This is a genomic window from Pseudonocardia nigra (assembly GCF_019396355.1).
In the GTDB taxonomy this organism is placed as follows: Bacteria; Actinomycetota; Actinomycetes; order Mycobacteriales; family Pseudonocardiaceae; genus Pseudonocardia; species Pseudonocardia nigra.
Map to the genome: position 1 here is coordinate 1 of NZ_JAHKRK010000094.1, position 26951 is coordinate 26951.

27 protein-coding genes and 3 pseudogenes are annotated in these 26951 nt (G+C 70.2%); 6 read left to right on the forward strand and 24 right to left on the reverse strand.

Translation table 11 applies throughout. From position 1 onward, the window contains the following. From KME75_RS21965 to KME75_RS22005, 9 genes are all read right to left on the reverse strand, one after another. Positions 1–190, reverse strand: a 190-nt coding sequence (locus tag KME75_RS21965) for a DUF6444 domain-containing protein (protein ID WP_246632575.1), incomplete at its 3' end; no start/stop codon positions are given. Positions 191–485: 295 nt separating this feature from the next. Continuing rightward, positions 486–1790: an IS66 family transposase gene (gene tnpC / locus KME75_RS21970; protein ID WP_246632576.1), complete on the reverse strand. Its 1305-nt coding sequence runs from the start codon at positions 1788–1790 to the stop codon at positions 486–488. Between the two features lie 220 nt (positions 1791–2010). Further along, positions 2011–2712, reverse strand: coding sequence for a ThuA domain-containing protein (locus KME75_RS21975; protein WP_219416758.1), 702 nt, complete (start codon positions 2710–2712; stop codon positions 2011–2013). Further along, positions 2712–3608 (reverse strand): ROK family protein, encoded by an 897-nt coding sequence (locus KME75_RS21980; RefSeq protein WP_219416759.1) that lies wholly within the window; start codon positions 3606–3608, stop codon positions 2712–2714. The genes KME75_RS21975 and KME75_RS21980 overlap by 1 nt, the downstream gene beginning before the upstream one ends. Continuing rightward, positions 3605–3865 (reverse strand): hypothetical protein, encoded by a 261-nt coding sequence (locus tag KME75_RS21985; RefSeq protein ID WP_219416760.1) that lies wholly within the window; start codon positions 3863–3865, stop codon positions 3605–3607. The genes KME75_RS21980 and KME75_RS21985 overlap by 4 nt, the downstream gene beginning before the upstream one ends. A 311-nt stretch (positions 3866–4176) precedes the next feature. After that, entirely contained in the window at positions 4177–5223 is a 1047-nt protein-coding gene (locus tag KME75_RS21990) for a DUF8485 domain-containing protein (protein WP_219416761.1), read from the reverse strand. Then, positions 5220–6149, reverse strand: coding sequence for a carbohydrate ABC transporter permease (locus KME75_RS21995; RefSeq protein ID WP_219416762.1), 930 nt, complete (start codon positions 6147–6149; stop codon positions 5220–5222). Before KME75_RS21995 ends, KME75_RS21990 begins: the two co-directional genes overlap by 4 nt. Continuing rightward, positions 6146–7117: a carbohydrate ABC transporter permease gene (locus KME75_RS22000; protein ID WP_219416763.1), complete on the reverse strand. Its 972-nt coding sequence runs from the start codon at positions 7115–7117 to the stop codon at positions 6146–6148. Before KME75_RS22000 ends, KME75_RS21995 begins: the two co-directional genes overlap by 4 nt. Beyond that, positions 7114–8514, reverse strand: a complete 1401-nt coding sequence (locus KME75_RS22005) for an ABC transporter substrate-binding protein (protein ID WP_219416764.1) — start codon at positions 8512–8514, stop codon at positions 7114–7116. Before KME75_RS22005 ends, KME75_RS22000 begins: the two co-directional genes overlap by 4 nt. Before the next feature lie 608 nt (positions 8515–9122). On the opposite strand from KME75_RS22005, the gene KME75_RS22010 reads away from it, so the two are divergent. Genes KME75_RS22010 through KME75_RS22025 form a run of 4 tightly spaced genes read left to right on the forward strand, consistent with a single transcriptional unit; the run spans position 9123 to position 13066 of the window. Then, positions 9123–9776 carry a zinc-dependent alcohol dehydrogenase gene (locus tag KME75_RS22010; protein ID WP_219416765.1) on the forward strand — a complete coding sequence of 218 codons (654 nt, stop codon included), beginning with the start codon at positions 9123–9125 and terminating at the stop codon, positions 9774–9776. Then, positions 9773–10567, forward strand: coding sequence for a sugar phosphate isomerase/epimerase family protein (locus tag KME75_RS22015; RefSeq protein WP_219416766.1), 795 nt, complete (start codon positions 9773–9775; stop codon positions 10565–10567). Before KME75_RS22010 ends, KME75_RS22015 begins: the two co-directional genes overlap by 4 nt. A gap of 5 nt (positions 10568–10572) precedes the next feature. Then, on the forward strand, positions 10573–11913 hold the full coding sequence (ggh, locus tag KME75_RS22020) for a glucosylglycerate hydrolase (RefSeq protein ID WP_219416767.1): 1341 nt from the start codon (positions 10573–10575) through the stop codon (positions 11911–11913). Between the two features lie 16 nt (positions 11914–11929). Further along, positions 11930–13066, forward strand: coding sequence for an MGH1-like glycoside hydrolase domain-containing protein (locus KME75_RS22025; RefSeq protein ID WP_219416768.1), 1137 nt, complete (start codon positions 11930–11932; stop codon positions 13064–13066). 23 nt (positions 13067–13089) lie between these two features. On the opposite strand, the gene KME75_RS22030 is transcribed toward KME75_RS22025, so the two are convergent. Continuing rightward, complete coding sequence (locus tag KME75_RS22030) at positions 13090–13686, reverse strand: SGNH/GDSL hydrolase family protein (RefSeq protein ID WP_219416769.1); 597 nt, start codon at positions 13684–13686, stop codon at positions 13090–13092. Between the two features lie 49 nt (positions 13687–13735). Between KME75_RS22030 and KME75_RS45080 the strand changes: the two genes are divergently transcribed. Continuing rightward, positions 13736–13858 (forward strand): hypothetical protein, encoded by a 123-nt coding sequence (locus KME75_RS45080; RefSeq protein ID WP_281424617.1) that lies wholly within the window; start codon positions 13736–13738, stop codon positions 13856–13858. A gap of 11 nt (positions 13859–13869) precedes the next feature. Beyond that, complete coding sequence (locus KME75_RS22035) at positions 13870–15087, forward strand: ROK family transcriptional regulator (RefSeq protein ID WP_219416770.1); 1218 nt, start codon at positions 13870–13872, stop codon at positions 15085–15087. A gap of 282 nt (positions 15088–15369) precedes the next feature. Here KME75_RS22035 and KME75_RS46870 read toward each other — a convergent pair whose 3' ends face one another. From KME75_RS46870 to KME75_RS22100, 14 genes and pseudogenes are all read right to left on the reverse strand, one after another. Beyond that, complete coding sequence (locus KME75_RS46870) at positions 15370–15972, reverse strand: MBL fold metallo-hydrolase (RefSeq protein WP_372452641.1); 603 nt, start codon at positions 15970–15972, stop codon at positions 15370–15372. Between the two features lie 311 nt (positions 15973–16283). Beyond that, positions 16284–16557 (reverse strand): annotated as a pseudogene (locus KME75_RS22045) (IS5/IS1182 family transposase); the annotation flags it as partial. 98 nt (positions 16558–16655) lie between these two features. Further along, the gene (locus KME75_RS22050; RefSeq protein WP_219416772.1) at positions 16656–17021 is read right to left on the reverse strand and encodes a transposase; all 366 of its coding nucleotides are present in this window, start codon (positions 17019–17021) and stop codon (positions 16656–16658) included. Between the two features lie 580 nt (positions 17022–17601). Further along, on the reverse strand, positions 17602–17745 hold the full coding sequence (locus tag KME75_RS43465; protein WP_246632578.1) for a hypothetical protein: 144 nt from the start codon (positions 17743–17745) through the stop codon (positions 17602–17604). 60 nt (positions 17746–17805) lie between these two features. Beyond that, a pseudogene (locus KME75_RS46875) lies at positions 17806–17916 on the reverse strand (hypothetical protein); the annotation flags it as partial. 25 nt (positions 17917–17941) lie between these two features. Continuing rightward, a pseudogene (locus tag KME75_RS22060) lies at positions 17942–18680 on the reverse strand (acyl-CoA dehydrogenase family protein); the annotation flags it as partial. Between the two features lie 37 nt (positions 18681–18717). Then, positions 18718–19494: a sulfite exporter TauE/SafE family protein gene (locus KME75_RS22065; protein WP_219416773.1), complete on the reverse strand. Its 777-nt coding sequence runs from the start codon at positions 19492–19494 to the stop codon at positions 18718–18720. 121 nt (positions 19495–19615) lie between these two features. Beyond that, positions 19616–20113: a (2Fe-2S)-binding protein gene (locus tag KME75_RS22070; protein ID WP_219416774.1), complete on the reverse strand. Its 498-nt coding sequence runs from the start codon at positions 20111–20113 to the stop codon at positions 19616–19618. Then, positions 20110–20988, reverse strand: coding sequence for an FAD binding domain-containing protein (locus KME75_RS22075; protein ID WP_219416775.1), 879 nt, complete (start codon positions 20986–20988; stop codon positions 20110–20112). Before KME75_RS22075 ends, KME75_RS22070 begins: the two co-directional genes overlap by 4 nt. Beyond that, positions 20985–23351, reverse strand: a complete 2367-nt coding sequence (locus KME75_RS22080; RefSeq protein ID WP_308282979.1) for a xanthine dehydrogenase family protein molybdopterin-binding subunit — start codon at positions 23349–23351, stop codon at positions 20985–20987. The genes KME75_RS22075 and KME75_RS22080 overlap by 4 nt, the downstream gene beginning before the upstream one ends. Further along, positions 23348–24115, reverse strand: a complete 768-nt coding sequence (locus tag KME75_RS22085; RefSeq protein WP_308282980.1) for an ABC transporter permease — start codon at positions 24113–24115, stop codon at positions 23348–23350. The genes KME75_RS22080 and KME75_RS22085 overlap by 4 nt, the downstream gene beginning before the upstream one ends. Further along, the gene (locus KME75_RS22090) at positions 24112–24951 is read right to left on the reverse strand and encodes an ABC transporter permease (RefSeq protein WP_219416781.1); all 840 of its coding nucleotides are present in this window, start codon (positions 24949–24951) and stop codon (positions 24112–24114) included. Before KME75_RS22090 ends, KME75_RS22085 begins: the two co-directional genes overlap by 4 nt. A gap of 2 nt (positions 24952–24953) precedes the next feature. After that, positions 24954–25745, reverse strand: coding sequence for an ABC transporter ATP-binding protein (locus KME75_RS22095; protein ID WP_219416776.1), 792 nt, complete (start codon positions 25743–25745; stop codon positions 24954–24956). Positions 25746–25792: 47 nt separating this feature from the next. Then, complete coding sequence (locus KME75_RS22100) at positions 25793–26803, reverse strand: ABC transporter substrate-binding protein (RefSeq protein ID WP_219416777.1); 1011 nt, start codon at positions 26801–26803, stop codon at positions 25793–25795. Between the last annotated feature and the right edge of the window lie 148 nt (positions 26804–26951).

The window sequence follows — 26951 nt, forward strand, 5'->3', positions numbered from 1 at the left end:
TACCGGGCTTGCGGCCGCTGCTGCGCCGGGTCGACCGCGGCGCCGGTGCGGCCGGCCCATCCGTCGAGGGCGGCTGCGAGGAGTTCCGCGAGGTGCGCCCCAACCGGCGCTTGAGCTCTGCAACCTCGGCCTGTAGCGCCTCGATCCGCGCGGCCTGCTCAGCGATCAGCCGGGCCTGCTGCTCGACCAACGCGACGAGCTCCTCGCGCGACGGCTGCTCCGACCGGGACACCCCACATGATCAGCACACCGCGGCGCCGAGATCACGCAACGACACGCCATGAGCTCCCGACACCGAGACGTGAATGGTTACCCTGTCATAGCCTCGTACCGCAACAGCTCTTCGCCGATCTTCCTTCGATGCGTGAGAACACCGAACAAGACGGCAAGAGCTGTTGCGCATCTCGCGCGACACGCGGTCAAGCACGAATTGAGACCGACTCGTGATCAAGTGCTCGACGTACCCCTCATGTCACGAAGAGCAGTCACCATTCAGACTTGTGAATAAGCCCCCGGATGTCGCGTTCGGAGCCGTTGTTGTCGGCGGGTATTCGCCGGTCGTTGGTGAAGCGGAGATAGTCGTCCTGCCGATCGAGGAGCCTGCGGGCGAGCGCGTTGTGGCGCTTCATCACCGCGTCGCAGCGTGCGGCGGTCTGGGTGAGGCCGATCTGGGCTGCCGAGCGGTAGAGCTGGATCTGCCTGGCCAGGGCGTCGGGATCGACGGTGTCGGCGTCACCGGCGTCGCTGGAGATGGCCTGGGCCACCAGCCGTTGCATCGCCACGAGCGCGTCGGAGGCCTGGGTGGCCCAACACCAGTCGGCATCCGGTGGCGCGGTATCGGTGACGCCGGCCAGCTCGCGCAGGGCGTGCGCGCAACAGGGTTGATGTTCGACGTCGGCGTAGGTGTCATACGGCGCCCACGCGTCGTGCACCGCGACCCCGCGGAACCGGCCGAGGACACCGGCGGCGTTGATGCCCTTGCGGCCGCGGTTGGGGTGGCAGGTGATCAAGGTGTACTTCTCAGTGCGGGCGCAGTGGACCCACGCCAGCTTGCCGGCCACCCGCAGACCGGTCTCGTCGAAACCGGCCACCTCGGCGTCGGCGATACGGTCGCTGACCTGGGTGAGGAACCCGTCCAACCCCTCAGCGGCGCGCGTGGTCATCGTCGCCACGGTGCCCTCCGAGACCGGGGTGCCGAACAACTCGGCCAGCGCCTGGGCGGTGCGCTTCTTCGACAGGAACTGTCTGACATACAGGTAGAGGATGATCGCGGTGATCCGCGGCCCGTACTGCACCGGCGCCGTCACACCCGCCGGGGCCGTGCCGCAGGTGGTCACACCACAGCAGCAGCGGCGCGCGATCAGCTGGTGCTCGGTCACCTGCACCGTCATCGGCGGCAGGTCGAGCACCTGCCGCCGCTCCACACCCACCTCTGGGGCGTCCACCAGGTCCGCGCCGCAGCCCACACACGGGCCGGGCTCGTGGCGCAGGCGCGTGTTCGGGTCCGCGACCTGCGCCAGAGCCGAGCCCGGATGCCCGGGTTGTCCACCCGGCTTGCGTCCACTCCTGCGGCGCAACGACTTCGGCGCGGGCTTGGTGAACGGCGAGTCCGACGACGGCGGCTTGGAGGAGTTGGCCGACGTCATGCCCAACCGGCGCTTCAGCTCGGCGTTCTCAACTTCCAGCGCGGCCATCCGTCCACCAAGCTCGCTGATCACCCGCGCCTGCTCGCTGACCAGGGCAGCAAGCTCGTCATACGACGGACGCCCCTCCCCGGCCTGCACCCCCATGATCATCTCATCCCGGCGATCAAGCCTCACAAACGACCTGATCAGTTACCACCCGCCAGGCCATCCGCCGGGGCAGTTTCGACTCCGTCCGCGACCTCGTCGAGGCCATCCGCCGCTTCATCGACAGCTGGAACGAACGCTGCGAACCGTTCACCTGGACCAAGGACGCCGAGGCCATCCTGGCCAAAGCACAGCGTCAGAAGACTTCGGACACGAGACACTAAGTTGTCGCCGCGGCCCAACGGACGCCGTTTGCTAGCACGCGGCGGATGTTGGCCTCGTGGTATACGGGGTACTTCTGGTCGCCGGGACTGAAGTAGAAAATTCGGCCGCGGCCGCGTCGGAAGGTGCACCCGCTGCGGAACACCTCTCCGCAGCTGAACGAGCTGATGAAGACAAGCTCGTCAGGAGCGGGGATGTCGAAGTGCTCCCCGTACATCTCCTGCTGATCGAGCACGAGCGGATGCGGCACGCCGACCGCGATCGGGTGAGCCGGGTCGATGGTCCAGACCAGCTCACGGTCAGGTCCAGCGCGCCACTGCAAGGTGCAGCTGGTGCCCATGAGTGCTACGAAGATCTTGGACAGGTGGCCGGAGTGCAGGACGACGAGCCCCATTCCGGCCAGCACGTGGCGGCGGACACGCTCGACGACGGTGTCGTCCACCTTGTTGTGCGCGATATGTCCCCACCAGCACAGGACGTCGGTGCTGTCCAGTGCCTCCTCCGTGAGACCGTGTTGCGGCTCGTCGAGAGTGGCGGTGCGCACCTCGGCGATGCCGCCGAGGTGCTGGCGCAGCCCGTCTGCGATCGCACCATGGATGCCGGTTGGGTACCGGGCACGTACATCCTCCTCGAGCCGCTCGTGCTGCCCCTCGTTCCATACCAGGATCCGCAGTGGCGGGTCCGCAGGGAGGGCCATCATCAGTGGCTCACCGCCTCGCGTGCAGCACCGATGAGAGCACCGTCGACACCCGTCTGCGCGGGCACGAGCCGCACGGTGCAGCCGGTCAGGGCAGCGACGTCGTCCACGGCGGCGGCCAACGGCGGGACGACCAGATCCGACGAGAGGGCGACCGAGCCGCCGACGACAATGACATCGGCCTCGAATGCGGCTCCCCGGGGCGCGAGCACCGCACCGAGCGCTCTCATCGCCTCATGCAGTGCTCTCGCGGCTACTGCACTGTTGCCGCCGCGCGCCCATTCCGCCAGGTCGACGGCGTCGGCGACAGGCGCATCGTCCCCGGCGAGCTGGGCGTATGGGGCGAGCATGGCCCGCCGGGACACGAGGTGTTCGAGCGGGGAGCCGTCAACCTCGAGCAGGTCGAGGCGTCCGCCGGGCGCGACCCCCGGGCCCTCCTGCACCGCGACGCCGTTTACGAGCCAGGCGGAGCCCACGCCGGTGCCCCGTGTCACCCCGAGCGCGCGACGCGCACCGCGGGCGGCACCGGACAGCCACTGCCCGGTCGTAATTGCTTCCGCGTCGTTGACGAAGTGCACCTCGGCGCTGGACAGCACATGGCGCAGGGCCACGCGGAGGTCCAACCCGTGGAGAGAATCGAACTTGCCGACGTCGGAGAACCACGCCACGCCGGCCTCGTAATCGAATGGAGCAGGAACCGCCACTCCCCAACGCCGCACTGGGCGCGGGTGGGCGCGGCGCCCGGCCCCGGCGAGCGCCGCGACGATGTCCTGGATTTCCCCGCCGGAGTCAAGGTTGCTGCGGATGGTCGAGCCCCGTGGCACCGCCCACCGGGCGGTGTCGACCCGCGCCGCAGTCACGTGGGTGCCCCCCACTTCGAGCACCGGGACGACGGTCATCGTACGAGCGCCTTCACCACGCGGACACGCTCTGACCCCACGCGGCGGAGCCGGTAGCCGCCGACCGCGGCGGGGACGACGATCGTCTCCGCGAGGGCCAGCACCCGCCGTCCGCCCTCCCATGCGACCTCGGCCCCTACGCCGTCGACGACATTGAGCACGTGGAAGCCGTCCGTGGTGTCGTCCGGCGCCGACGGGTGGTCGCCCAGAACGAGCCTGCGCACCTCGTAGAACATCTCCGGCAGCGCGCCGAGCACCTCCTCGCGCCACCCGGAGCCCTGCGTCCGAGTACAGGTACGGCGTGGCGCTCACCTCGAGAACGACCGTGCCCGCACCACTGCCGTGTGGAGTGCCGGCCGGGATGCAGAAGAGCTGGTGCTCCTCCGCCGGAAAGGTCTGCGCCCAGCGCTCAATGTCCACCTCGTCGCCGACGTCCTGCGAGCGCCCGGTGTCGCGGCGGAACTCCTCGACGTCGACGCCCTCGTGAAGGCCGAGGAATACGCGGCGTTCCGACCCACGGACGACGACGTAGTACGTTTCGTGCTGGGTGTAGGGCCAGCCGAACACGTCACGCATGTATGTCGACTGCGGGTGGCAGTGCACCGACAGGTTGCCGCCATCGACAGTGTCGAGGTAGTCGAACCGGATCGGGAACGAGGTGCCGAAGACGGCGTGCACCCGGGCGCCCAGCACCGTCGCCGGATGGGCGGCGACAACCAGCTGGAGCGGGAGCTCCACCTGCGTCCGGTGGCCACCGGACAACCAGCTGGAGCGGGAGCTCCACCTGCGTCCGGTGGCCACCCACCAGCACACCGCTCTCGGGGGCGATGAGCTCGTAGCCGAGCGCGGTGTTGACCCCGCCCGACTCCATGCCCAGCTCACGGTGGGCCCACTGACCGCCCCACGGGGCGGTGTTGAACGTCGGTCGCATGCGCACCGGGCGCCGCCCCAGCGCGGCCAGGGTGTGCCGCAGGGCCGTGCCGCTCAGGGAGGTGGGTCGGCGCACGTCCTGGAGGTCGAACCAGCGGTCGACGGCCGCCAGGATGTCGTCACGGTGCCGGTCCAGCAGCGGCCAGTCGACATAGAACAACCGCTTGGTGGTGGCAGGCCCGTCGCCGTCGCGCTGCCCCAGGTTGCGGGCCCACCCGGCGGCGACGTCCGCCTCGGCGAAGCGTTTGGGCAGGTCGACGTACCAGAGCACGTCATGCTCGAGGAGGGCGGCACCCGGTCCGGACACCACGACAACCTCGTGCGACTCGGCTCGATGGAGTGTCGGCACCTCGACCAGATCAGCGATCCGGCCGCCTGCCGGCCGCTCGAAATGTGGGTCATCGGCCAGCCCCAGGGATGACGTCGAGGCGACCACCTCCGGCCACGGGTGCCAGTAGCCGCTCATGTCGACGCGGACGACATCCGTCCCCCGCCGTCGGAGCGCCGCCGCAAGGGCGTTCACCACGGCGTCCCAGTCCACGGCCGCCGGTCCGTCGAGGGCGAGGATGCACGGGGCGTCGAGGTCGGTGACGGGTTCGTCCCAGCCCGGCACGACCTCTCCGCCGGTGGCGTCGTGCGCCGGGTTCGGGTCGTAGACCGGGGCCGCAGCGTCCCGCGTGGTCATCCCTTCTCCGCCCCGGCCGTGAGGCCCTCGACAAGCAGTTTCTCGGTCGCAAAGAACACGACGATGATCGGCACCGTGATGATGACCGAGCCCGCCATCAGCACCGTCGTCGGTACCTCGATGCTGCCGCTCAACTGGGAGAGGCCCAGCGAGACCGTCCAGCTGTCGCGCTCCTCCAGGAGGAACAGCAGCGCGAAGAGGAACTCGTTCCAGGCGATCATGAATATGAACAGTGCGTTCGCCATGATCGCTGGCATGGCGAGAGGCAAGCTGATGCGCCACATGACGCCCAGCCGACTGCAGCCGTCGATTGCTGCCGCCTCCTCGAGGCTCACCGGGATCGTGTCGAAGTAGTTGCGCAGCATGTAGATGGACACTGCGACGATCTGCGAGACGTAGACCAGCAGCAGCCCGGCCAGCTGACCGCGCAGTCCCACCCGGCTGAAGAACACGAACAGCGGCACCGCCAACAGGATGCTCGGAAAAAGGTACACGGCCAGGAAGAGCGCGCTGACCTGGCGATGACCGAAGAAGCGCAGCCGACTGACGGCGTAGGCGCCGGGCAACGATACGAGCAGCGTGAGCAGTACCGTCCCCAACGCCACGAGAGCGCTGTTGCGCATGAACTGCAGGAACCCCTGTCCGCCCGACTCCTGCGAACTGAGCACCTCCGCATAAGTGCCGAGGTCCAGCTCGTTCGGAGGTACCCACAGAGCGCCGGGGTCCAGCAGCACCTCGTCGAGCGACCGCACCGACAGCAGCAGCATGTAATAGAAAGGGAACAGCGTCACGACGAGCAACGCGGCGATGACGACCCATCGCAGGATGCGGAACACCTGGGTCTCGATGGTGTCGCGCGTCCAGCGGCGGGGCGGCGGGCTGACGCGGCCATCGTCCCGGCTCTCGAGGCGTGTCGGTGCACTCATCCGGATACCTCCTCCCGGGTGGCGAAGCGTCGCAGGTACAAGCCGACGAGCACGGCGAGGATCACCGCGAGCACCAGCGCCTGGGCCGAGGCCATGCCGATGTCGCCGCGGGCGGTCAGGAAGTCGAACACCCGCACGCTGATGACCTCCGTGCCCGCGCCTCCACCGGTGAGCAGGTAGATGTCGTCGAAGCTGTTGAAGGTCCAGATGAACCTCAGCACGGCCAGCACCGCGATGGTCGGCATCAGCTGGGGCAGGATCACGTAGCGGAAGCGTTGGCTTGGCGTGGCCCCGTCGACCCGTGCCGCCTCCTCCAGCATCGCCGGCGCGGCCTGCAACCTGGCCGTGAGAAACAGGAATGCGAACGGAAACGACCGCCAAGCCTCGAAGGCGATGACGGTGAGCAGCGCGACGGGAATGTCGATCTCGATGCCGGACACCGAGACCTGGGCACTGCGTTGACTGAGGAAGGCCACCGGCGAGTCCCACCCGAGCAGCCGGACGCCCCACTCGTTGACGACGCCGAACTGCGGGTTGAGCATCGTCCGCCAGACGAAGGTCACGGCCACCACGGGGGCCACGTAGGGCAGCAACATGGCAGCTCGGGTACCGGTGCGCCCCCGGAACGCGCCCCGCAACGCCAGCGCCGCCATCAGGCCGACGACGATCGCCGACCCGGTCCCGAGCACCGCGTAGGCGAGCGTCGTCACCAGCGACTCCACAAAGCCCGCTGACCCCAGCACGGCCTGGATGTTGTCGAGTGTGAGGGGGTCGAAGAGGTCGGCGGAGCGCAGGTTGAGCAACCGGACCCGCTGGAACGCCAGCAGCACCGTCCACAGAATCGGCACGACCACGACGACGAGGACGATGACCAACGTGGGCGAGATCAGCGCCAGACCCGCTCGCGCCTCCGACCGGCGCAGCGACTCCCGAACCCGCCAGCCATCGTCCCCGACGCCGGAGGTCATCGGAGGCTGTCCGCGATCGCCTGCACGGCCTGCTGGGCGCGTGCCGCAGCGTCCTCCGCGCTGGCTCCCCCGGTGGTCACCGCACTGACTGCCTCCGCCACCGGCAGCTCACCCTGCGTCGCACCGATCAGCTCGCCCTGGCCCTGGGTGATGCCCCAACGGCTGATCGAGTCGAGTCCGCTCGTGAGCTGGTCGAGAATCTCGGGACCGTAGAACTCGCTCAACGGGGCTTTCCGGTCGACGCCGACCGGGAGAGTCTTCCAGGTGTCCACGTACGTGGTCGGCGACTCCTGTGTGCCGGCCCGGACGGGGAACTTGCCTTCGGGGGCGATGGCCATCCAGTCCACGTACCCGTCGCTCATCATGTACTCGACGAAGGCGGACGCGGGCTCGGTCGCGGAGTCCGCGGCAACGGTCCAGGACACCACCTGCGCGAACTGCGCGGGCTCCTGGCCGTCCGGCCCTTGCAGAGCCGCCACGACGCCTGTGTTCTTCGCGAGGAAGGCCGGATCGGCCTGACACTGTGGGCAGCTGGGAAGTGCGTCGTCGCGCAGGCCCGCCATCTCATCGAGCACGAAGGTCGACCAGATCATCATCGCCGCCTGACCGGCGAAGTAGGAGGCCCGCACCGTGTCGACGTCCTGAGCGCCGGGCATCGAGTAGTTGGACACGAGATCGCCGTAGAAGCCGAAGGCCCCGACGCAGTTGCCGCTGCCGATCATGATCCTGCCCTGGTCGTCCACCAGCTCGCATCCGTTGGCGAGCGCCACGTGCTCGAAGGTCTGCTCTGTGAAGGAGTCACCAGGAGCCGTCGCGCCCACGAACCCGGCCATCTGCTCGGAGTCCAGGGCCTTCGCCGCGGCCAGCATTGCCTCATACGTGTCCGGGGCGGCGAGGCCCGCGGCGTCCAAGAGGTCCTTGCGGTAGTAGATCAGCTGCACCCAGGAGGTGTCGGGTACGCCCAGCTGCTCGTCGCCGTCCCGGGTCAGCTCCAGCGCTCGCTCGGCGAAGGTGTCCTCGCCGAGCCTCTCCACGATCGCGGCGTTCGCCTCGGTGTCCACGAGGTCGTTGGCGCCCAGCGTGCGGATGGCGGAAAGGGACAGCGACCCCAAGACATCGGGCAGCTCGCCCGCTGCGGCCGCCGATGTGAGCACCTGGTTGAACTGATCCTCGGCCACTCCGACGAGGTCGACCTCGATCCCGGTCTGCGCAGTGAAGTCAGCGATGATTGCTTCGGTCGCCGCGACCCGGTCGGGCAACGTGTCCGTCGTCCACACGACGATCAGCTCTGTCGAGCCACCCCCGCCGCCGCCGGAACCTCCTCCTCCGCAGGCGGTCACGGCGAGTAGGGCCAGACCGGTCGCGGCTGCCGCCGCCCGGCGTCTCGTGCTCCTCATCGGCGCTCTCCTCGCGTCACGGGATGGTTGGCGCCGCACAGCCGCGGCGGAGATGGCCCGGCGCTGGACGGCACCGGCAGTGAACTACCTTTTACGCTTGACCGCAAGGCCTCTTTTGCCTATTGACAGGAGTAATTCGTCTCATGTTGCATCGTAATGTGGCCTCCCTATCCCTGAGCCCTCCCGTCGTCGTGAGCGTGACCGGACCGCGTGAGGTCCGTCTGGAAGAAGTCGCCCGAGAGCCGCTCGTGTCCGGCCACACCCGCGTCCGCACGCTGTATTCGGGCATTTCCGCAGGCACCGAGATGACCGCCTACCGCGGTTCGAACCCATACCTCAGCCGGTCGTGGGACCCGGACCGGCGGTTGTTCTCTCCCGGCGGAACCACGTTCAGCTATCCCCTACGAGGGTGGGGGTACAGCGAGGTCGGCGTGGTGAAGGAGGTAGCCGCTCCGCCCGCCGGTGGCGGTGACCCGCCCGCCCTGGCACCTGGCGACATCGTCTACGGCGTTTGGGGTCACCGCAGCGAGGCCATCCTTCCCGCCGACCGACTGGCGCGGTCCGTCCTGCCTGCGGACGTCGAACCCCTGCACGGGACCTTCGCCCGGGTGGGCGCGATCGCGCTGGGGGCTGTGCTCTCGGCCGATCTGCACGTCGGTGAGCGAGTCGCGGTCTTCGGACAGGGTGTGCTGGGATTGCTGACAACCCAGCTGGCAACCCTCAACGGCGCCGACGTGACCGCCGTCGACATCCTGGCCGGCCGGCTCGCCCTGGCCCAGAAGTGGGCAGCGCACACCGTGGACGCGCAGGCAGGCGACCCTGCCGAGGCGGTGCGCAAACACACCGGGGCGACGGGGGCGGACGTCGCTATCGAGATCAGCGGGTCGTACCCCGCGCTGCACGAGGCCCTCCGCACGGTCGGGATCGGAGGCCGCGTCGTCGCCGCCGGCTTCTACCAGGGCGAGGGAATCGGGCTTCGACTCGGCGAGGAATTTCACCTCAACCGGGTGCACATCGTCGCGTCGCAGATCGGCGGCGTTCCCGCCGCCTTGCAGAGTCGCTGGACGGTCGAGCGACTGCACAAGGTGTTCGTCGACCTCGTGCAGGCGGGTCGCGTGGACGTCGCCCCCCTCGTCACCGACGTCGTGCCGGCCACGGACGTGGCGGCGGCCTTCCACCTGCTTGACGAGCGCCCGCAGGATGCCCTGCAGGTGGTGCTCGACTTCCGGACCGACGACGAGCGTCAGGAGGTCCCGGCATGAAGCTGGCATGCCAGGAGCAGCTGCTGCCCGGCGCGACCCTGCAAGAGAAGTGGGACGCGGCGCAGCACTACGGCTTCGACGCCATCGAGCTGCGCGGCAAGGGGGATCACCGGCTGCGCTCGCGGCTGCCCGAGCTGCGTGCCGCGCTGCGCGATGGCGTGCCCATGCCCGTCGTGTGCGTCGAGATGGACCACTTCATCGGCGACTTCGACCCCGCACGCCGGAGCGACGCGGTGGCCAACATGAGGACTCAGCTCTCCGTCGTCGCCGAGCTCGGCGGCACCGGCGCCGTCACCCCCGCCTCCTACGGCATGTTCTCCCGCCGTTTGCCCCCCTTCGAACCGCCACGCCCGCCCGATCAGGACCGCGAGGTGCTGCTCGACGGGCTGGCCGCCCTGGGGGCGCACGCCGCGGCGGAGGGCGTCGCGATTCTGCTCGAACCCCTCAACCGCTACGAGGACCACATGGTCAACACGGTCGCGGCCGCCGCGGAACTGGCCGACGCGGTCGGTCTGGCCTCTGTGCAGGTGGCCGCGGACAGCTATCACATGAACATCGAGGAGGCAGACGTCGGCGCCGCGCTGCGGGCCGTTGCGCCCCGGATCGGCCATGTCCAGGTCAGCGACAGCAACCGCCTCGAGCCCGGCGCCGGGCACCTCGACTGGGCGAGTTTTCTCGGCTCGCTCAGCGGCGTCGGCTACGGCGGATACCTGTCGTTCGAATGTCGCCTCAGCGGCAACGCCGACGTGGTGCTTCCCCGCGCCACCGCGTTTTTGCGGGGCCAGCAGTGAGCAAAATGTTGAACCGTTGCGAGCTGGTCGCCCGCGCCGCTTACGTTCTGCGCGGCAACAGCACCGGGTCGATGACCCGCGCCGCCCCCGACCTGTACCCCCACCAGTGGAGCTGGGACGCCGCCTTCGTCGCGGTTGGGCTGGCCCACCTCGACGTGCCCCGCTCCTGTGCCGAGCTCGACTCCCTGTTCGCCGGTCAGTGGCGGACCGGGATGCTCCCGCACATCGTCTTCGACCCGCACGCGAACGGCTACTTTCCCGGTCCCGACCGATGGGCGTGCGCCAACCTGACCGACGACGCTCCGACGCAGCCGCGCACGAGCGGCGTCTGTCAGCCCCCCGTCCACGCTCTCGCGGTGGAGCGCATCGCCGATGTCGCCGCCTACCAAGGTGGCGCCGCGGCGGCGCACGTGAAGGAGTGGCTGCCGTCCACCTTCGACCGGCTGCTGGCCTGGCATCGATACCTCGCCCGGCGGCGCGACCCCGACGGCGACGGCCTGCTCACCGTCTACCATGGCTGGGAGAGTGGCATGGACAACTCGCCGCGCTGGGACGCGGTGTACTCCCGCGTCACGGTCGGGGCCGAGCTACCGCTCTACGCCCGGTGGGACATCGAGGTGGTGGTGGACCCGAGTCAACGACCCACCTCCGCGGAGTACGACCGGTACCTGTGGATCGTTGAGCGCCTCAAGCTGGCCCGCTACGACGACGCCGAGGTGCGACGTACGGCGGAGTTCCTCGCGACGGACGTCTTCGCCTCCGCGGTGTTCGCTGTGGCGAACGAGGCACTCGCCGACTTGGCGACGCGTCTCGGACGCCCGGAGGGGGCCGAACTGCGCGAGGCCGCGGAGCGCTTTCGCCGCGGCGTCGCGGGCGCCCTCGATCCCGGCTCCGGGCTCGCGGTCGACACCGACCTGCTCACCGGCGCGCCCCTGCCCGCAGAGACGTGCGCCGGGTTCGCACCGCTGGTATGCGGCGGCCTCGACGCCGAACAGGAGCGAGAGATGCTCGCGTTGCTGCGGTCACCGCAGTGGACCGGCCACCCCGCGCTGCGCCACCCGGTGCTGCCCACGACAAGCCCGTCGTCGCCGGACTTTCGGCCGCGGGCGTATTGGCGGGGGCCCAGCTGGCCGGTGATGAACTGGTTCGTCGCCTGGATGCTCGCGCGCCGCGGTGTCACGGACGTAGCCGAGGCACTGCGGCGGGCAGCCCTCGCAGAACTCTCGGAGGGCTCGCTCGCCGAGTACTACGAGCCGATGACCGGCGAGCCTCTCGGGAGCGTCGACCAGTCCTGGAGTGCGGCCGCCACCCTCGACCTCGTGCTCACACATGCCTGGTCGGACTGACCCGCTGGAGCGCCCGGTGCGTGCGCTACTCGAAGCGCACTGGGACGGCGCGCGCGGCTTCTGCGTACCCAACCCCGCAACCTACCCGCACCTGTGGCTCTGGGACTCCTGCTTCCACGCCGTGATCTGGGCGCACCTCGGGGACGAGCGCGCCACGGTCGAACTCGAGGCCGTGCTGGCCGGGCAGCTTACCGGCGGCTTGGTCCCACACATGCGCTACGGCGCCGGCGCCCCGGGCACGTGGCTGGGGCCGCTACCGCACACGTCGTCCCTGGCTCAGCCCCCGATGTTCGGCCACGCCGTGCGGGTGCTCAGCGAGCGCGGCATGCGGCCCGATGACGAGATGCTGGAGCGGGCACGCCGCGGCCTGGACTGGCTCTGGGAGAACCGCCGCTCACCAGAGGGCCTGCTGCACGTCGTCCACCCCTGGGAGGCGGGTAACGACCACTCCCCCCGGTGGGACGACTGGGGGGCGCCGGGACGCACGCCCGCCGACTACGACCGTGCCGCCCGCAGCGCCTGGAACGCGGCAAGGGTGCACGACCTGTCCTTCGACCGTGACGGAGCCGCGACGTGGTCCTCGACGTTCGTGGTGCAGCCCGCAGCCTTCAACGCCTACGTCGCGTTCAACTACGCCGAGCTGGCGCACGTGCTCGACGACGACGGCATGGCCGATCGGGCGCGGCGCCTCGCTGCGGCAGGGGATGCACACCTGTGGGATGCCGAGGAGCAGCTGTGGGTCGACCGGCCGATCGTCGGCGGCGGGCCCTCGGCCCGGATCCCGCTGAGCGACGGGGTCATGGGGGCCCTGGTGACCGACGACCCAGCCCGGGCGCACGCCGCCCTCGATCAGGTCGGGGCGCTGGACCGGTTCGGTTCACCGGCAGGGCCGGCCAATGTGGCACGTACGCACCCCGCTTACGGCCCCGGAGCCTACTGGCGCGGTGCGGCATGGCCGCACCTGGCGTACCTACTGCACCTCGCCCAGCTCCGCTGGGGCCGCCACGACGACGCCGCGCTGCTCGCCAGTCGGACCCGCGAGACGGCCGTTGCGACCGGATGGGCCGAGTACTGGGACGCCGAGACCGGGCAGGCGCTGGGTGCCGTTCCGCAGTCCTGGACCGGCCTCGTCCTGGCGATGAGCGAGCAGTGAGACCGCGATCGAAGGGATCGCGGTCAAACAGGTCGCGATCCGGCAGGTTCCCGCAGGAGCGCTTTCAGCGCGGCCGCAACCGCCTGCGCGACCGCGGCGTGGCCCGCGTCGTTGGGGTGCACCGTGTCCTCGTCCAGCATCGTGTGCCGGTCCCAGCCCTCCGCGTGCACCGCCACGGCGCCGGCGTGGCGGGCGACCACCTCGCGCAGGGCATCGTTTCCGCGATCGACGAGCCCGTCGGTGCCGCGGTCATGCGGCGCGTGCCCGGAGTAGTCGAGCAGGTGCGGTTGCTCGACAACCGCGACGACGGCTGCCGGGGACGCCAAGGCGACCGCGCCCAGCACGGCGTCGAGCGCGCTGCCGTACTCGTGCAGCGCGCGCCGCGAGTCTCCGCGCAGGCGGATGTCGTTGAGTCCCGTCATGACGAGATATGCCGCCGAGGGCGGCGGGGCGACGCGGCGCACCAGCTCGGCGGTCTGCGTGCTCAGGGTTCCGCCGACCCCGCGGCTATCCGGCAGCAGGCCGAGCGAGCAGGCTGTCAGGTCCACGAGCCGCCGGTGCGGCGCCGAAGCGCCAGCACCCTGCACCCACGAGTGGCCGTAGGCTGTCAGCCTGCTCATCGTGCTCCTTCGTATCGAGACACGACGACACCCTAGGAGGCGCGCGCCCGTGACGTTCCACCCGGTCGGCGACGTCGACGCGATCACCGTCCTCGGGGAGGGACAGCCGAGCTGGAACCGCATCCGGCGGCGATGCACCACGCTGCCCCCGGCCGAGCCGTTCCCATGCTGAGGGGAAGCGGCGTGGAGGAACCGGCCAGCGCCTCCACGCGCAGCGCCGACGCGTGGTCGGTTACCAGCGGCGGACGGCTACTGGACCTCATCCGGACCGGCCGGGCGCGAACCCGGCGCGACCTGCTCGAGCTCACGGGGCTCTCCCGGTCGACGGTGGCCACCCGCGTGGACCAGCTGGTGTCGGCCGGGTACCTGCGCGAGTCATCGCTGAGGGAGACCGGGGCGCGCGGCCGGCCGTCGACCGTCCTGGCCTTCAACGAGCGGCACGGCCTCGTGCTGTCCGCCGACGTCGGCGCGACCCACGCACGAGCGATGCTTTCCGACCTGGCGGGCGTGTGCCTCGGCGAGACGGCACGCAGCCTGCGCATCAGCGACGGTTTGCACGAATGCCTGGAGTGGTTGCAGGCGGCATGGCGGCGGATGCTGCGCGACGCCGGCCCCGAACTACCACCGGTCGTCGGCATCGGTGTGGGCATACCGGGGCCAGTGGACGTACGCACCGGCCGCCCGGTACGACTGCCGATCATGCCAGGCTGGCACGACCATCCCGTCAGGGAACGGCTCGAGGACGCCTTCGGCGTGCCCGCGTTCGTGGAGAACGACGCCAACTTGATGGCCCTCGGCGAGTTCTCGGTGGCGGCGCCGGAGTGCCCGTCGCTGCTGTTCATCAAGGTGGCGACCGGGATCGGAGCGGGCATGGTCGTGGACGGGCACCTTGTGCGCGGAGTGAACGGCGGGTCGGGCGACATCGGCCATGTACGGGTTACCAGCACCGACGACGGCCCGGTCTGCGCGTGCGGCGCCCGCGGCTGCCTGGCCGCCAGCGCGAGCGGCGGCGCGATCTCCCGTCACCTGGCCGAGGCGGGCGCGCCAGCCAGCACCAGCCGCGAGGCGATGGACCTCGCCCACAGAGGGGACCCGCTCGCGGTGTCGCTCGTCCGGAGCTCAGGGCTGCAGATCGGCGAGGTGCTCGCCACCGCAGTCAGCCTCATCAACCCGGGCGTCCTCGTCGTGGGCGGCGACGTGACCCGCGCCCAGGAGCACTTCATGCCGGCGCTGAAGGAGCGACTCTTCCAGCGCACCCAACCACTCGCCACACGCGACCTGCGCGTCACCACGAGCGATCTTGGAGACCGGGCGGGCGTCGCCGGTGGCGTCGCCCTGGTCGTAGAGGAGATCTACTCCGCCGGCTCCGTCGATCGCGCGCTCGCTACTCGGGCTTGCTGAGAGGCGCGTTCACCCCGGTTCGGGTGGGTGGGCTCATCCAGGCGCGCCAGGACGCCGGTGGCCCGGATGCCGCTTCGGGTGGCGCATTCCACGGCTCGGGGAGATCGGCCGGTTCGAGCAGACGGGGTGGGCAGGCCGGTGCCGGCAGCGTGCGCAGTCGGGCTGGTTCTCCAACCGGGGCCACCGCTCGGTCTGCATCAGCGTCTCGAACAGCGATGCCGGGCGGGGTGCGGCGGAGCTGCGGCCCGACCGTTCCGCGGAACGGGTACGAGTCGCCGGCGTTCAGCGACCAGCCGTGCCCGGTGTCGGCCGCCATTCCGGTGTGACCTCGGGTGTGTCCGGCGAGGGGCACGAGGAGGATATCAGCGGGCAGGCCGGCCAGCTCGCGAACCGCGGCGAAGCCGAACGCCTCCGAGCTCGTAAGGCTGCCAGCGCGGGCCGTGGGCGAAGTGCGCTGCGCATTAGCGCCCTTGTTCGGCCCGGTCGCGGGGCGCCTGCAGGGCGCGCAGCTCGATGCCCTAGCCGCCGGACCGTCGCCTCGGGGAAGTCGACGAGTCCGCCCGTATGGTCGAGGTCGAGATGGGTCAGCACGACGTGCTGGATGTCGCGCGCGTCGAGCCCGAGGCGCCGCACATGGCTCAGGGCGGACTCGTCCTCCGCGAGCAGGGGATCGGTCAGTGCCACGAACCGACTGCCCGACCCATGCGGCGGGATCCCGTCCCTCCGGTGTGCCCATCCCCGTCTCAACGAGCACGAGCCCGGCCTCGGTCTCCAGCAGCAGGCAGTGACAGACCGACCTCGCACGCCTGCGGATCCCGGCCTGCCGTCCACGAGGCGCCCACCGGGCGGACGCATGATGCCGCAGTTGGGGTGGTGCACGCGCATCAGATCATCTCCCTCGCGACGACGGACACCAGGTGGTCCCGGACCGCGTATAGCGGCGCCACGTCCCGGTCTGTGCGGGGCGAGCAGCAGCGCACCCTCGGCCGCGGCAAGCCCGACGGTGGCGAGATCGGCGGCACGCTCTGCCGGGACCCCTCCCACCAACAGCACCTCTGCGAGCGCGGCCTGAGTCAGATCGTCGCGGTCGGGCCGCCCGCTCGTCCCGGATCGGGGTCGTCACGTAGTGCGCCCCACGGCGCACCCCCTGGATGCCAGCCATGCGCATCAGCCGGCCCACCTGGTCACGCCCGAGTCGCAACCCTGCCGGGTGTGGGGCGGCGGTCGGTGCGGATCAAGGTGCCATCGAGGTGCACGTGGGGTGACCGGCGGTGCGGGCGGCCAGCTGCACGCCCTGCAGGCCCGGTGCCTCGGCGGCGAGCACGTCGATCGCCTCGTGCAGATAGCGGTAGGCCGTGGAGCCGCTGTCGACTGCGAGCTGGCAGACGCGGGTCGCGTCCCCCGCCGGCGTCGTTCGGCGCCGAGCAGGCCGGACACGAACGCGACGGTGAACTCCCCGATCGGGAGCACGGCGGTGTAGGTGACAGGATCGGACACGCGGGACCTCGGCGTTCAAGTCGATCTTCAGGCGGACCGACTCTTCTACCGGGTCCAGCGCCACGCCCTGGTCATCTCCGTGCCGTCGGCGACTCCCCGGTGTTGTCGCACCATGCGGTGAGCGGGTGATGACCGTAGGAACCCTTGAAGGTGCCCGCGACCTGTTCCTTGGCGCTGTGCGCGAGCTGGATCGTGGCGTCGAGCCGGATCACGATCGTCTTGCCCAGGTCGCGGTCGGCCACCCGGGAGGCCGGGATCTGCCCGTGTCGGGCCTCGATCAGTTCCCACACGTGGCGCCGGGTGCGGGCCCGTGCGGTGGCGATCCGCTCGCGGGCGGCCTCACCGATCTCGTCCAGGGCCCGCCACAGCGTGGGGTCCGACGCCACCGGGCCATACAGCTCGCCCTGATCGCGCAGCGTGACCAGATCGGAGAACACGGTGCCCCCGTCCGGATGAGCACCGCGGTGTCGGTGAGCACTCGGCCCCGGTCGTGCACCGGGGCGAACCCGCGCCGGCGCAACGCCCTCGACAACGCCGGCGTCAGGCCGGTGCCGTCGGCGAGTAGCCGCAGGGCGGCCGACCCGGTGTGCGACACGACCCCGTGGCCGGCGACTTCCACGGCCAGATCCTTGGACCAGTCGGTAAGCTGCACCTGAAAAGTGCTCCTCGATGTGGGTGGACGGCGTCTTCAGCAAACGCATTCTCCCAGGTCAGGGGCACTTTTCCTATTTTCGACACGCTCAAACCAAGATCAGCATGAATTCTCGAGGCTGGGGGTTCGACCGGTGGAAGAAGGGATTCGACAGCCTCGCGCCGGCCCGCGCCCGCCCAGGCGGGCTGCCGCAGCGCCACTCTGTTCCGGAACCGCGAGGACCCGCACGAGGTTGCGGAAACCCTGCATCGATTCCTGGTCGAACCCGCTGCCCAGGCTGGCCGCCCGCGCCGCCCCGGAACCCAACGAACACGACAATGACGTCCCTTCCGCCGCAGGTCATCGCGATCGTGGCCCCCGCACGCTCATCGTGAGTAGACGACCGGGTTCAGCTCGTCGTTCTGCAGAAGATCACCCGTGGTCAGGGTGGCGAGATAGCTCTCGCCCAGGACCCGGACGTCCCTTCGGCCGTTGAACCGGGCCGGGTCGGGCATGAACGCAGTGGTCATGGCGCGGCGCCGGCCGGGGGTCATGTTGGCGCCGGCGCCGTGGATTGTCCGCGCGTTGTGAAACGTGCACCCACCGGCCGGAAGGGGAGCAGGAACCGGCCCGTGCCGGACCTCCGGACGATCGGCGAAGATGGCTCCGAGGTCCGGGCCGAGATCGCTACGCTGCGCGATCCCCGATCGATGGCTGCCGGGGGCCGAGCGGGCCGCGCAGCCCCGTCACCCCAGGCAGCACCGCGGATGACGGCAGGCGGACGCCGTCGAGCACCAGCTCGCTCGTCACCGACGCACGCAGTGACATCTTCGAGGTGATCTCGTTGGCGGAGAAGCCGCGCGAGCCGGTGGGCACCACGAATCCGCGGATGCCGTCGTCCGTGCGGGACCAGACGACGGCGACATCGGCGACGGACCCGTTCGTGATCCACATCTTCGTGCCGTTCAGCACCCAGTCGTCGCCGTCCGCGCTTGGCGACCGTCCGCATGCCGGCCGGGTCGCAGCCGTGGTCGGGCTCGGTGAGACCGAAGCAGCCGATCGCGTCGCCCGTTGCCATGCGCGGGAGCCACTCGTGCTTCTGCTCCTCGCTGCCGTACGCGTGGATCGCGAACATCGCCAGCGATCCCTGCACGCTGACGAGCGAGCGGATGCCGGAGTCGCCGGCCTCGAGCTCGAGGCAGGCGAGCCCGTAAGCGGTCGCGGACATGCCGGCGCAGCCGTAGCCCTCGAGGTGCATGCCGAGCAGGCCGACCTCTCCGAGCTGCTTGGCGAGCTCGCGCGCCGGCAGGTGGCCCCTCTCGTACCACTCGGCGACGTATGGCTTCACCCTGTCGTCAACCACCTGCCGGACCGTCCGGCGGATCGCCTTCTCGTCGTCGTCGAGGAGGCTGTCGACGTCGAACAGGGTGTCGGGGCTGTCGACGCTGGTGCGGCGCTCGCTCATTGCGACTCCTTGTGGTGGTTCGGGCTCGTTCGGGAAGTCAGGCCGGACTGACGAGGAAGACGATCGCGACGACGCCGACGACGACTATCACCGCACGCAGGACGCGCTGCGGGAGGCGGCGGCCGATCGTCGCGCCCAGCACGCCGCCGGATGCGGACCCCACCGCGATGACGGCCACGACGAGCCAGTCGATCTCGTCCCGGGCCACCACCACGAAGACGACCGCCGCGACGGCGTTCACGCAGGTCGCCAGTGCGTTTTTCAGCGCGTTGACCCGCTGGAGCGATTCGGGCAGCAACGTGCCCAGCAACCCGACGAGCAGGACGCCCTGCGCACCACCGAAGTAGCCGCCGTAGACGCCGGCGAGAGCGACGCCGGGCATGGCGGCCATCGTGCTGCCCTGACCAGTCGGCCGCCCGCGCCGCGTCCTGCGACGGGCGAGCGCCCCCTGCATGTGCGGCTGGACGACGACGAGCAGCACCGCCACCGCCAGCAGCACCGGGACGACGGCACGGAACGACGACGCCGGCAACACCAGCAGGAGTAGCGCGCCTGTCACCCCTCCCAGGCACGACATCGTCGCCAGGGTGAGCAGCCTCCGGCGCTGGTCCGTGAGCTCCGCGCGATAGCCCCACGTGCCCGACAAACCACCGGGCACCATGCCGATGTTGTTCGATATGTTGGCCAGCACCGGCGGGTACCCGACGGCGAGCAGCGTCGGGAACGTGATGAGCGAGCCGGAGCCGACGACCGCGTTGATCGTTCCCGCCCCGACGGCCGCCAGCAGCACCAACAGACCGTCGAGGACGGACACGGGTCACCTCCTGGATGGCGACGTCGGCGGTGCTGGTCATCGGGGTTGCTCTCACGTGCTCGGCAGGTTCTTGCTCAGGGTGCAGCTTCGGGACGATCTCGCGGCACGTGACGCCGTGTCGTCATCGCGGCTGCTCCGCAGCCAGCACAGCACGCACGATCCCTTGGTAGCCGGTACAGCGACACACGTTGCCGGACAGCGTCTTTCGAACGGTCTCCTCCGTCAGCGGCTCGTCGTCGCCCTCACGGTCGTCGAGCAGCTCGGTCGCCGTCACCAGCATTCCGGACGTGCAGAAGCCGCACTGCAGGCCGTGGTGCCGAGTCATCTCCGATGCCAGCCGCCGGGTCGTGTCGCACTCCGCGAGCCCCTCCACCGTCGTCACCTCGCGGCCCTCGACCTGGACGGCGAACATCAGGCAGGAGCGGACGCTGCTGCCGTCGACGAGCACTGCGCACGCGCCGCACACGCCGTGCTCGCAGCCGAGATGGGTGCCGGTCAGCCGCAGGTGGTCGCGCAGGAAGTCTGCGAGGGTCAGGCGCGCCAGCACCTCGGCGCGCACGGCGGTGCCGTTGACGGTGGTCGTGAGGGTCGCGAGTCCCCTGCTGACCTCGACGGTCATGCGGCCTCCTCTCGCGCCGCCCGTGCCCGCCGGTGGGCCGCGGCGAGCGCCTCCGTGAGCGCGTCGGCGCTCAGCTCCCGGACGTAGTCAGGGTCGTCGCCCAATGGCTGAGCACGTTGCGCCCAGGTGCGCGCCAGACGCGCCCACGCCTCGTCCGTGGGGTCGTCGCCGACGATGTCGGACGGGTCGCTGACGAGCAGTGGCCGGTCGGCGGCGGCGATAAGGGCGGCGCGGACGCCGCCCACCCGACCTGCGTCGTCCAGGTCGACGAGGCAGGCGGCGCCGGCGAGCGCGTAGTCGCCGTGCCGCTCCGCGTACTCGACGAATCCCCAACCCTGGCCTGGGCGCGCGGCCGGGACCGTCACCCACGTGATGAGCTCGTCGGGCTCGAGCTGCGTCGTGAAGACCGAGACGAAGAAGTCCTCCGCCGGGATCTCGCGGCGGCCGCGCGACGACTCGACGTGGATCGTCGCGCCGGCAGCGACCATCACGGTCGGCAGCTCTCCGGCGGGGTCGGCGTGCGCGAGAGCACCTCCGAGCGTGCCGCGGTTGCGAATGCCGACGTGCCCGATGTGACGCGCTGCCTCGGCGATCATCGGCAATCGGACGGCGACACGCGGGTCCTTCTCGAGGGTCCGGTGCCGTACGAGTGCGCCCAGGACGACGTCGTCGATGTCGTCGAAGGTCCGTGCCAGCTCGGCGAGATCGCCGATGTCGACGAGAAGTGCAGGCCGGGCGAGCCGCAGGTTCATCAGCGTCATCAGGCTCTGGCCGCCGGCCAGCACCTTGGTGTCGTCCGCGGGGTCGTCGGCGAGCGCGTCGAGGACGTCGCTGACGCTGGTCGCGCGGTGGTAGTCGAAGGCCGGGGGCTTCATGCGACCTCCTGCTGACGCAGCGCGGAGCGCACCATGGCGTGATCGATCGGCGTCGCCGCCACGTGGACGGCGCCGCCGAGCGCGTCGTCCACCGCGGCGCATACCGTCGCACCGACGGCGATCGTGCCGCTCTCCCCCGCCCCCCGAACACCGAGAGGGTTGCTCGGGGTGTCGACGGGAAGGTGCCGGACGGCGACATCCGGGACCTCGCACGAGCTCGGCAGCAGGTAGTCGGCGAGCGTCGTCGACCGGGGCTGACCGTCCGGCGCATAACGGAACTCCTCGAAGAGCGCTCCGCCGATCCCTTGCGCGACACCGCCGACGACCTGGCCGTCGACGACCTGCGGGTTGATCTCGACACCGCCCTCGTGTGCGACGGCGTATCGCAGCACCGAAACCACGCCAGAACGCCGGTGCACCCCGACGACGGCGACGTGGGCGCCCATGGTCCACGTGACCGTGCGGGGCCGGAAGACCTCTGTGGCGCCGAGCGGGCCGAGCTCCTCCTGTACCCCGCCGGGCGCGCAGGCGGCGGCCAGAACCTCCCAGGTGACCCGCCGGCCAAGGTCATCGTCCACGGCGCTGAAGCCGTCGCCGGACAGCTCGATCTCGTTCTCCGGGACGCCCAGCATCTTGGCGGCGCGACGAGACGCCTTGTGCCGCAGCTCGTCTGCGGCCTTGCGGATCGCCGAGCCGGCGAGCACGGCGGAACGGCTCGCGAAAGTGCCCACGCCGTGCACCACAGTGTCCGTGTCGGTGCGACGGACGGACACCTTGTCGAGGTCCACACCGAGGGCGTCGGCGGCGACCTGCCCGAACGTCGTCTCGTGCGCCTGCCCGGCGGACGCCGCACCCGACGACACCTCGAACCGCCCGGTCGCGGTGAGTCTGACCATGCCGGTCTCGTAGGGCCCTCGCCCGGTCGCCTCGAGGTAGCAGCTCACCCCAAAGCCGACGGCCATATCCGGGTGCTGCGCTGCCACCGTATCGACCTCGCTGCGCGGCAGGAGCTCGAGAGCGGCGTCAAGGCAGCGGGCGTAGTCCCCGCCGTCGTAACTGATCGGCACGCCGTCGCGGTACGGAAGCGGCCTCGGGTACGGCAGGTCCTGCGCCGTCAGCAGGTTGCGGCGACGGATCTCCTCACCGCTGATGCCGAGTCGCCTCGCCGCGTTGTCCAGGCTGCGCTCGAGCGCGAAGCAGGCTTCCGGCCGACCCGCCCCGCGGTATTGGGCGACGATCGTCTTGTTGGTGAAGGCGGCTCGTCCTCTTACACGGACGTTCGGCGCGCGGTACGGCCCCAGTGCGTGGATCGCGGTGTTCGCCACGACGCCGGCGACCCAGAGTCCGCCGGCACCGATGTCGATCGTGACGTCGTCCTCCCACAACAGGATCCGCCCGTCGGCGTCCAGCGTCAGCCGGGTGCGGTGCGTCTGGTCGCGCCCCTGGGCGGAGGAGACGAGGTGCTCCTGACGGTCCTCGATCCAGGCGAGGTCGCGGCCGGTGAGGCGCGCCAGCGCGGCGACCGCCACCTCCTCGGCGTAGACGTTCGCCTTGGTCCCGAAGCCACCGCCGACGTCCGGGACGACGACCCGCACGTGATCCGTCGTCCAACCGGTTGCCTCGCAGATGCCGCGCCGCACCATGTGCGGGATCTGGGTCGACGTCCAGACCGTCACCCGCTCGGAGTCGACCCGGGCAACGACGCCACGGCCCTCGAGCGGCACGGCACCGTGGCGACCCACGCGGTAGGTGCCCTCGACCACGACACCGTCGGGTCCGGCGTCCACCTCCGCGTTACCGACGTCAACTGCGATCGTCGCGGCCTCGTTGCTCGCCAGGTGGGGGTGCAGCGGCGCCGCGTCGGGTGCCAGCGCCGCGTCGGGGTCGAGCTGCACGGGCAGTGGCGTGTACGACACGTCGACTGCCTCTGCCGCATCCTCGCCGGCGTAGCGGTTCACGGCGACGACGGCGGCGAGCGGCTGGCCGACGTAGTGCACACGGTCGACCGGCAGCACAGGCAGCCGCTGGTCGGCCATCGTGAACCGGGTCGCGGAGGCGAACTCGGGGTGCGGCTCGTGCAGGGCGCCGATGTAGTTGCGGGCGAGGCGGAGGTCCTCACCGGTGTAAACACCGATGACGCCGGGCATCGCCAGGGCACTCGTTGCGTCGATGCCGTCGATCACCGCGTGCGGCTGCGTCGACCGGACGAAGACGACCGCGTGCGCCCCCGCCGCCAGGTCGGCGACGAAGCGCCCCCGACCGCTGAGCAACCGCTCGTCCTCGCGCCGGGGCACCGACGCGCCGACGAGGCGGTGCGCCACTTGCCCCCCCTGCCCGAGCGACGGCTGCAGCACACTGGTCACCGGATCCTCTTCTCCCAGCCCCAGAGCAGCATGGAGATCGTGAACGACACGACGATCAGGAGCAGGATCGTGGCGACCATGTCGGCGTAGTTGCCGTGACCGTAGGCCTGCAGCACCACGCGGCCGAGGCCATAGCGGGTGGCGAAGAACTCCGACAGGACTACGCCGACGACCGCGAGACTGACGGCGAGCCGGATGCCTGTCAGCAGGGGACGCCGGATGGCCGGCAGGACGATGTGCGTCAGCATCTGCAGCGACGAGGCCTCGGCGGAGCGGCCCAGCTTCCAGTACACGGCGGGGATCTCGCGCACGCCTGTGGCCACGTTGATGAGCACCGGGAACAGCGAGAACAGCACGCCCATCACGACCTTCGAGCCACTGAGCTGGAAGATCGGCAACAGGACGGGGTACAGCACGATCTTCGGGACGCCGTTGAGCGCGATGACAAGTGGCTCGAAGATCAGCCTCAGGGGCTTAAACAGCCCGAGGAGCAGCCCGAGGGCACCGCCGATCGCCGTCCCGATCGCAAAGGCCAGCACGACCGCCCACGCCGTGGCGCGCAAGTCGACGAGGTAGCCGCTGTCGGTGACGTTCTCGGCCAGCACGCTGAAGGTCCTGCCGGGGCTGGGAATGACGAACGTCAGCCCAGCAGCGATCTGCCAGAACCCCAGTGCGGCGAGGGCGAGGAGGATCGAACCGACCGTCTGCTTGGTGCGGTCGCTGAGCCCGCGCCGGCGGGTTCTGGGTCCGGCAAGAGTCGTCACGTCGTACGTCCCTTCACGACGAGGCGCTCGACCAGCGCGAGCAAGGCGGTCAGCAGCACGGACAGCACGAGGACGACGAGGATGTAGGAGAACATCGCGTTGTTGTCGAAGATCTCGTACAGGTACCGGATGCGGTACCCGAGCCCGGCCTGCGCGGTCACGAACTCCATGGCGACGGCCCCGATGAGCGCGTACACCACGCCGAGGCGCAGGCCCGCCACGATGAAGGGCGCGGCCGCCGGCAGCGCGATCTGGAAGAGCGTCTGGCGCTGGTTGCACTCGAGCGAGCGGGCCAGCCTGAGGTACACGGGGCGGATTCCGTTGAGTCCCACCGTGGTGTTCAGCGCGACGGGGATGGTCGCCATGATCGTCGCGAGGATGACGACGGAGGTGGCGTTGATGCCGACGATGACGATCATCACCGGGTAGAAGAGCACCATCGGCACGGCGTAGAACGAGACGAGGTACGGCTCGAACACGCGACCGACGGTCGGCAGCTTCCAGAACAGCAGACCCGCCAACAGCCCGAACACCGAGCCGCAGACGATGGACAGACCGATCTCCAGGCCCGTCCGAGTGGCGTCGTCCCAGAACTGCGGGTCCTGCAGCAGCTTGCCGACGCCCGCGATCATCGCCGACGGAGCGGGCATCGTGCTCGCCCGCCACCAGCCGGACTGGGCGCCCACCTCGAGGACGGCGCCCAGCAACAGGAGCAACACCGCGGTGGCGCCGGCGCTGACCAGCGCGTCCGAAGGTCGGCGGCGATGACGTGGCGGCGGCGCCGGTTCCGGCGGCTCGGTGACCGCCGTGCCGACCTTCCTCTCGACGTCCGTCATGGTCACGCAGCGCCCTCCTGCTGACGGAAGCCCCGCATCGACTCCTCCTGCAGCGACGACCAGATCCGGTTGTGGAGCCCGTTGAACCGTTGGCTGGACACGATCGAGGCGTCGCGCTCGTCCGGCAGGTCGACGTCGATCACGTCGATGATCTGGCCGGGCCGGTACGACATCACCCAGACCTGCTGCGACAGCAGGATCGCCTCCGAGATGTCGTGCGTGACGAACAGGATCGTCTGGTTGCTACGCCGCCAGATGTCGCGGACCTCCGCGCCGAGGAAGAGGCGCGTCTGCTGGTCGAGCGCGGCGAACGGCTCGTCCATCAGGACGACGCCGGGGTGCAGCGCCAGCGTGCGGGCGAGCGCGACGCGCTGCCTCATCCCGCCGGAGAGCATGGACGGGTAGGACTCCTCGAAGCCCTTGAGACCCACCAGGTCGATGGCCTCCTGGGTGCGTCGCTTCTGCTCCGACCGCTCGACGCGCGCGATCTGCAGCGCGAAGCGCACGTTCTCGGTGACCGTGCGCCACGGCAGGGTGGAGTCCTCCTGGAACACCACGCCGATGTTGCGGTTCGGCCCGGTGACCTCGTTACCACCGACGGTGACCGAGCCGCTCGTCGCCTTGGTGAGGCCGGCGATGACGGCCAGCAGCGTGGACTTGCCGCACCCGCTCGGACCGACCAGGGAGACGAAGCCATTCGTCTCGACTCTCTGGCTGACTCCGTCAACGGCCACGACGGTGCCCGATGGCGTGTCGAACGCGACCTTCAGGTCGTCGATGCGGATCTCGGACATGGCTTCTCTCCCTGGTCGGCCCCGGGGTGAATGGTCGGAACGGCGCGTCAGAACTTGGCCCGGACGCCCTCGGGCAGGTACTGCTGGTCGAGCACCGTCCCCCAGTCGACGGGCTCCGAGATCTGGCCGGCCTTCTGCATGAGGTCGGACAGGTTGTTCAGCGCCTCCGGATCGACGTCGAGCGAGTACGCCTTCTCGAGCTCCGGCGTGCCCTCGAAACCCTGCGCGACGATTTCCGGGTCGACACCGATGAGCGGGCCGATGTCCTGGGCCGCGGCCTTCGGGTCCTCGATGATCCAGTCCATGATCCGCTGAGCGACCTCGAAGAAGGTGCGGACGTTCTCGGGATTGGCCTCGAGGTAGTCGGTGTTCACGGCGACGAGGTCGGCGGGGACGTCACCCACCACGCCGCGGGCGCTGACGAGGATCTCCGCGTCCTCCTCCGCCTGCTTCTCGGCGACGAACGGCTGCATGGCCCACCCTGCGGTGATCTCGCCGGCCTTCGCCGCCGTCCAGTTGTCGCCCATGCCGCCGACCGCCTGGCTGGAGACGCCCAGCTCCTCCTCGAGCCCTTTGACGAGCAGCTCGGTCGACGACCCCGCCGACGAGAAGCCGAGGGTGGCGCCGTCGAGCGACCTGCCGGGGGGCGCGATCCAGTGGAAGTCGTTGACCTGGAACCACGGCGCGACGATCGTCAGGTTGGAGTCAGGCTGCTGCGCGGCGAGGAGCACCGACGAGTTGCCCGCGATGGCCATGTCGGCGTCGCCGCTCGTGACGACGCGGAGCGTGTTGCCACCGCCGCCGCCGGAGTACATCGAGACGTTCAGGCCCGCCTCCTCGAACCAACCCTTGTCCACGCCGGCCTGCAGCATCGCCATGAACGGCAGCGAGTCGACACCTGTCGCGGAGATGCTGAGGGTGTCGGTGGTCTCGCCGCCGCCTCCGCCGGCGCCGTTACCACCCCCGTCCCCACCGCACGCCGACACGGCGAGCAGCACAGCGGTGGCACCGACGGCCACGACGGTCGAACGGAGAGTGCGGAGCCTGTTGTGCTTCATGCGGTCTCCTGGGTGGGGCGGTGGGAGGTTCGTGACGGGTGGGGGCTCGGGTGTCGTCGCCACCACCTGCCGGCAGCGACGGTGGCGGCGGCGAGCAGCCCGAGCGCCGCCAGGTACCACGTGGTGGCGGCCGGCGCTGCCCCCGGGG